Annotated in this window: 8 protein-coding genes; 4 read left to right on the top strand and 4 right to left on the bottom strand. The window is 46.1% G+C overall.

Going from position 1 to position 5,049, the window contains the following annotated elements:
• On the bottom strand, window positions 1–300 hold a 300-nt coding region (locus tag AKL11_RS10810), incomplete at its 3' end, for a helix-turn-helix domain-containing protein (RefSeq protein ID WP_157673511.1).
• A gap of 226 nt (window positions 301–526) precedes the next feature.
• Here AKL11_RS10810 and AKL11_RS10805 point away from each other — a divergent pair.
• On the top strand, window positions 527–817 hold the full coding sequence (locus AKL11_RS10805) for a DUF3332 family protein (RefSeq protein ID WP_067517215.1): 291 nt from the start codon (window positions 527–529) through the stop codon (window positions 815–817).
• 60 nt (window positions 818–877) lie between these two features.
• Here AKL11_RS10805 and AKL11_RS10800 read toward each other — a convergent pair whose 3' ends face one another.
• Both AKL11_RS10800 and AKL11_RS10795 read right to left on the bottom strand, forming a co-directional pair.
• Window positions 878–1,297 carry a VOC family protein gene (locus tag AKL11_RS10800; protein WP_067517212.1) on the bottom strand — a complete coding sequence of 140 codons (420 nt, stop codon included), beginning with the start codon at window positions 1,295–1,297 and terminating at the stop codon, window positions 878–880.
• 100 nt (window positions 1,298–1,397) lie between these two features.
• Complete coding sequence (locus AKL11_RS10795; RefSeq protein ID WP_067517210.1) at window positions 1,398–2,180, bottom strand: class I SAM-dependent methyltransferase; 783 nt, start codon at window positions 2,178–2,180, stop codon at window positions 1,398–1,400.
• 127 nt (window positions 2,181–2,307) lie between these two features.
• Here AKL11_RS10795 and AKL11_RS10790 point away from each other — a divergent pair, with 127 nt between their 5' ends.
• Window positions 2,308–2,715 (top strand): hemerythrin domain-containing protein, encoded by a 408-nt coding sequence (locus AKL11_RS10790; RefSeq protein ID WP_067517208.1) that lies wholly within the window; start codon window positions 2,308–2,310, stop codon window positions 2,713–2,715.
• A gap of 44 nt (window positions 2,716–2,759) precedes the next feature.
• On the opposite strand, the gene AKL11_RS10785 is transcribed toward AKL11_RS10790, so the two are convergent.
• A complete protein-coding gene (locus AKL11_RS10785; RefSeq protein WP_157673506.1) occupies window positions 2,760–3,473 on the bottom strand; it encodes a YdcF family protein in 714 nt (237 codons plus the stop codon).
• 114 nt (window positions 3,474–3,587) lie between these two features.
• Here AKL11_RS10785 and AKL11_RS10780 point away from each other — a divergent pair, with 114 nt between their 5' ends.
• Together AKL11_RS10780 and AKL11_RS10775 are read left to right on the top strand one after the other, a co-directional pair.
• On the top strand, window positions 3,588–4,763 hold the full coding sequence (locus tag AKL11_RS10780) for a cation:proton antiporter (protein ID WP_253705188.1): 1,176 nt from the start codon (window positions 3,588–3,590) through the stop codon (window positions 4,761–4,763).
• A 106-nt stretch (window positions 4,764–4,869) separates the two neighbouring features.
• The coding region (locus tag AKL11_RS10775; RefSeq protein ID WP_172807271.1) for a transposase at window positions 4,870–5,049 on the top strand (180 nt) is incomplete at its 3' end.

Genomic DNA, 5,049 nt, shown 5'->3' with positions numbered 1-5,049 from the left:
AGCCTCTAACTCACCATCCATTTTCCGTTTTCCTCCATGACGACTGTGCTTGCTATTGATCGCAACCTCTAATCCTTCCTCAGCAAGGCGTTGACGAAGACGACAGATAGTGAGCGGTTTCACGTTGAAGGCTTTAGCTGCCTGCTCATGGGTAAGCGGCGAGYGATTTTCATCGATRGCGAGCAAAATTTGTGCGTGGCGTTTTTTGTGTTGCGCAATTATTGGTTTTTCTTGTTTGATTAAAGCCTCAAGCATTGAGCGTTCATCATCACTTAAACGAACATGGTATTTAACGTTCATGACGGCTCCATCTTTTGTTGCAGTGGAGCTGTCAGGATAATACAAAATTCAGTCTATCATTTGACGGTGGATGGAGTACTAGAGAATAAACACTGATTTGATACGATTAAATACAAACAAATAGACGTGTAATTACAAATACCAAGCACAGTAATTACGATATTGTGTCAGGATTTCTTAAACCTATAATCCTCTGACTTTTTAATATATCAGCGTTGTCTATTGCATGATCAAGAATGTAATTAAAGCTGTATCTGCAGTGATTATTGCAGCTCAATTATCCGGCTGCATGGGTTCCATGGGCGTTTCCCAAAAGGTCACTGACTTAAACCTTAAGCTAACTGATAACAAATATGGCCGTGCTGCCATTTATGTTCCAGCGTGGTTGGTTGTATACCCTATTGCAGGTTTATCCGATGTTGTTATTTTTAACAGCATCGAATTCTGGAGTGGTGAAAACCCAATTACAGGAAAGCCTGCGATTATTGATGTTCCCTACAGAAACATTAAGAAGTAAAAAAATTAACAAAGGACGCATTGGCGTCCTTTGTTATTCAAAACCATGTTATTCATCATATCAAGAATAGACATTGCGCTGATTGGTATCGTCAGTCAGGTACTCAACAAACTCCACTTCAATACCATCCGGATCCAAAAAGTAGCGGTTTTTTCGATGTTCCTCATCGCCACCACTGTCAGTCTCTTCAAAACCGGCATCCAGCATTCTCTTCACTAAACGATCAATATTGTCCGTCACATAGGCAAAATGGGCCAGACCTGGCTGGCTTCCCTTGAGGTCTCGGGATTTTACCTGACCATGGTCGCTTATCGCAATATATTGGTAGTCATCGCCCAGATGAACCCACTTTCTTGGCCTGCCATACCATTCACCTTCTCCACCACCCCGTATTCGCCAATGGGGGAAAGCGGCCTGATAAAATTCCAGAGATTTTTCCAGATGACTGACCACTAGGTTAACGTGTTCTAAATGAATCATTTGTAGCCTCCTGAGTTTATTTATCCTTGTTATAAAGCAATAAACTCAGTCTAATACTTAAAGTTAAGTTTAAGTAAAGGGCTTTTTTACTTATCAACTGTTATTCAGATCCGAAGGCTTTCAAGGCATAAATATCATAGCGACAGGATTTACCTTCGAGGCGATAAGTCGGTACTTGGCCATTCAAATCCGGAGCCAACTTTGGTCTTTTCACCACAACACGATAGCGAGCAATTACCAGTGCGGGCTGCAACAATTGATCCGCGTCCAGATCCTCGCCAAGAAGATCCTGAAATAAGCGCATCTCTTTTTTGACCAGTGCGGATTTTTCCCGATGGGGAAACATTGGATCCAGATAGACAACATCGTATCGCTGATCCGTTGACGTCATCCAGTCAATGGCATTGTGTTTCATCAGTGACATTCTTTTCGCAATATCACTGATCTCATTATCTGCCAGCCCTCGACGTAAACCATCTTCAAGCAGCGCCGCCACAATGGGAGAGCGCTCCAATAGGGTGACGTTGCAACCCAACGTTGCTAACACAAACCCATCCCGTCCCAGCCCGCCCGTAGCGTCCAGAACAGAAGGGGTAGCCCCCTTATTCAGTCCGACGGCTTTGGCGATATCCTGGCCTTTGCCACCACCAAACTTGCGCCGATGACCCGCCTTACCGCCGACAAAATCCACCAGTATGGGCTTGTCTTTATTGCCTGAACGAGCAACAGACAGGGCACCAGAATGTTCAGAAACCACAATCACACCGTCAGGTATAGGGGCGTTATCGGGATGAAAATCAATACACAACTGCTGTGCCAGTGACTCCAGTGTTTTCTGTATATCCAGATGGCTGGCGGGAAGAATCAGGCAGTGAGTGGACATCGGAGGAAAGTACTTTCTATGGAAAGTGCTGAATTTACCACCTCATCGCCGATAGAAACAAATGAAGCGCCAAGATTTTTCCAGCTAAGCTTGGTATTGATTAAACACGTTCAAGGAGTGGACCGCCATGTCTCAATTAATTCAAGAATTCAAGAATGAGCATTTACAAATCAGTGACTTACTGGTTCAAGCCAGTGCGATCGGGGTAGAAAACCCGCAGGCAAAAGACCTTCTATTTTCCGCAAAAAAACTGCTTCTGGCGCATCTAAATAAAGAAGACCAACATTTATACCCTGTTCTGCGGGAAGCGGCGGAAAAGGATGACAGCCTAAGGTCAACCCTGACCGATTACGCGCTGGATATGGATAAAATCTCTGCCGATGTGATGGCCTTTTTCAGTCTTTACGAGTCGGGTGAAAACACTGCTGCTAACTTCCAGTCCGATTGCAAAAACATTCTTACAGCCCTGAGTAAGCGTATCGCCAAAGAAGAAGCTGTGCTCTATAAAACCTACGACAAGATCAAGCCAAACTGATCCTACCTATGACTGGTATTCGGCCTGGTTTCCGGGCTGGCTTCTCAGTAAGCCAGCCGATACCAACAATACCCAATATATTCCCGCACCGCTTTCTCACTGTCCATTAGATGCCTCGCACTGGGGATCCACCGGCGAAGTTTGAAGCCGCTGTCGGCTTTTTCGGTCAGCATGCCCGGCGCGGGAATCACGTCAAACCCTGCCCGCTCATAACTGTAAACCGCCCTTGGCATATGCCAGCCATGGGTCACTACTATCACACGGGTGATTGTTTCTGGCAGCACTTCCCGAGAGTAAAAAGCATTTTCCCAGGTGTTGATACTCTGATCTTCCTGCCAAGTGACAGGAATGCCAAATTCCTCATTCAGGCTGTGAGCCATGATCTCCGCTTCCGGTCGAAAACCACCGCCACTGACCAAGACCGGTAAATCGGTCTGCTTTTGCAACCAGGCACCGTATCGCAAACGTTCAAGAGTGAACGTTGAGGGACGAAATCCCTGCGTCTCCGGGCTTGGCCTGGGTAACCCACCACCGAGAATAACGATCGCCTGAGCATCCGATGTCGTATGTGCGGCAGGTTCAAATACAGGATAACGCTCAAGGCTTCGGATCAAAAACGATGAAACGGGCTGTGTAGACGTGAGGTACACAATAATCAGAGCCAGCCAGGCAATCCATGATTTAAAAAGCAATCCCATTACCAATAACCCGCAAACCAGTGGCGTGATAGAAAGTGAACTTCTCAGTATGCTGCGCATGTTCATCATCAGGTTCATTCTTTCATTTCAGACATTGTGACATTTAACTCAATTATCGGGCAATCACCGTCTATTCTGAGAGACCAATGACGTTTATTAAACGGTTTATCGACAGTGCATGGATCCTTTGACAATCTGGTTCTGGAGATGGCGATCATCTTTGGTGGCGCCTCAATACTGGGCACACTGTTTGTCTGGCTGAAGCAGCCTATTATCCTTGCTTACATATGCTTGGGAATTATTGCCGGCCCCTACGGGTTCCAATGGATCAGCAATAACGGTCATATTGACGCCATCTCAACCATGGGCATTATTTTATTGATGTTTCTTCTGGGATTGCATCTTCATCCTAAAAACCTCCTGAAACAGCTGAAACAAACGGCACTGGTCACGTTGTTGTGCCTCAGTATAACCAGCTGCCTGATATGGGTATCCATGGTCTGGTTATTCCAGTTCTCAACCATGGATGCGATCATTGCCGGCGTTGCACTCTCCTTCTCCAGCACCGTGCTGAGCCTGAAACTCATCCCAACCACAACCCTGCACCATCAACGGGTGGGGGAAGTGATTGTCAGCATCCTACTGTTTGAGGATATTCTGGCCATCATTACCATTCTAATTTTATACAGTAATGGCGAAGCCGCACATATTCAGGTGCTTCTGCTTCCTCTGAAAACGCTACTGTTTGCGTTAGTCGCCTGGTGCTTTGTTCGATATGTTCTTATCTCTCTGATGTCTTGTTTCGACATTATCTCCGAGTATATTTTTCTGGTGTCTCTTGGCTGGTGTCTGACGGCGGCACAACTGGCACATATGGTCGGTTTATCCCATGAGATTGGTGCATTTATCGCTGGTGTTAGCATCGCCACTTCGCCTATTTCTTTGGTCATTGCCGAAGGGCTGAAACCGTTGCGTGAGTTTTTTCTGATACTGTTCTTTTTTTCTGTGGGTGCGGCGTTTGACCCTGTATTACCAAGCCGACTACTCTGGGCCATTGGCTGTTGTGGATTGATTGTCTTGATCACAAAGCCACTGTTGTTCAAATATTTGTTGAAACACTTGTCTAGCGAGAGCTCAGGCAATGCCCGGGAAATGGGCTGGCGACTTGGGCAGAGCAGTGAGTTTTCACTGCTTCTGGCCTATGGGGCATTAAATGTGGGGCAGATTCACCAGGATGCCGCCCTGGTGATCGAAGGAGCAGCCATACTGACCTTTATTATCTCTACTTATCTAGTGGTTTTCAGGTTACCCACACCTATTTCACCCACCAAAGCGCTTAGAAGTGATTAGTCTCCTAGCCCGGATATTTCATAAAACCAAGCAGGTTCCGCCCAATCACTTGATATGATTGGGTCGACAAAAAGAAAGCTTCGGAAGAAGCAAACCGGAACCTGCCATGGCCAAACATACACAAGAAACCCTTTGTTKTCACCCTGTGAACGGTAAAACAGTGCGAGCTGATTTTAACGGTGGAGAACTGTCCTCTGATTTCGGAGCTTTGCTGTTAAGAGAGACGGCAACCCACAGTGGGCTAATTCCCAGATTAGTCAACGCAATACAGGATAAAAGACACCAA

Source organism: Endozoicomonas ascidiicola (genome assembly GCF_001646945.1).
In the GTDB taxonomy this organism is placed as follows: Bacteria; Pseudomonadota; Gammaproteobacteria; order Pseudomonadales; family Endozoicomonadaceae; genus Endozoicomonas; species Endozoicomonas ascidiicola.
Note: the sequence above shows the minus strand (reverse complement) of the source record. Positions and strands in the feature narration are given on the sequence as shown.

What these genes read in the sequence shown, in the direction of transcription:
- AKL11_RS10805 (WP_067517215.1), top strand. Translation starts at nt 527, where the DNA reads ATGATCAAGAATGTAATTAAAGCTGTATCTGCAGTGATTATTGCAGCT.
- AKL11_RS10800 (WP_067517212.1), bottom strand. Translation starts at nt 1,297, where the DNA reads ATGATTCATTTAGAACACGTTAACCTAGTGGTCAGTCATCTGGAAAAA.
- AKL11_RS10795 (WP_067517210.1), bottom strand. Translation starts at nt 2,180, where the DNA reads ATGTCCACTCACTGCCTGATTCTTCCCGCCAGCCATCTGGATATACAG.
- AKL11_RS10790 (WP_067517208.1), top strand. Translation starts at nt 2,308, where the DNA reads ATGTCTCAATTAATTCAAGAATTCAAGAATGAGCATTTACAAATCAGT.
- AKL11_RS10785 (WP_157673506.1), bottom strand. Translation starts at nt 3,473, where the DNA reads ATGCGCAGCATACTGAGAAGTTCACTTTCTATCACGCCACTGGTTTGC.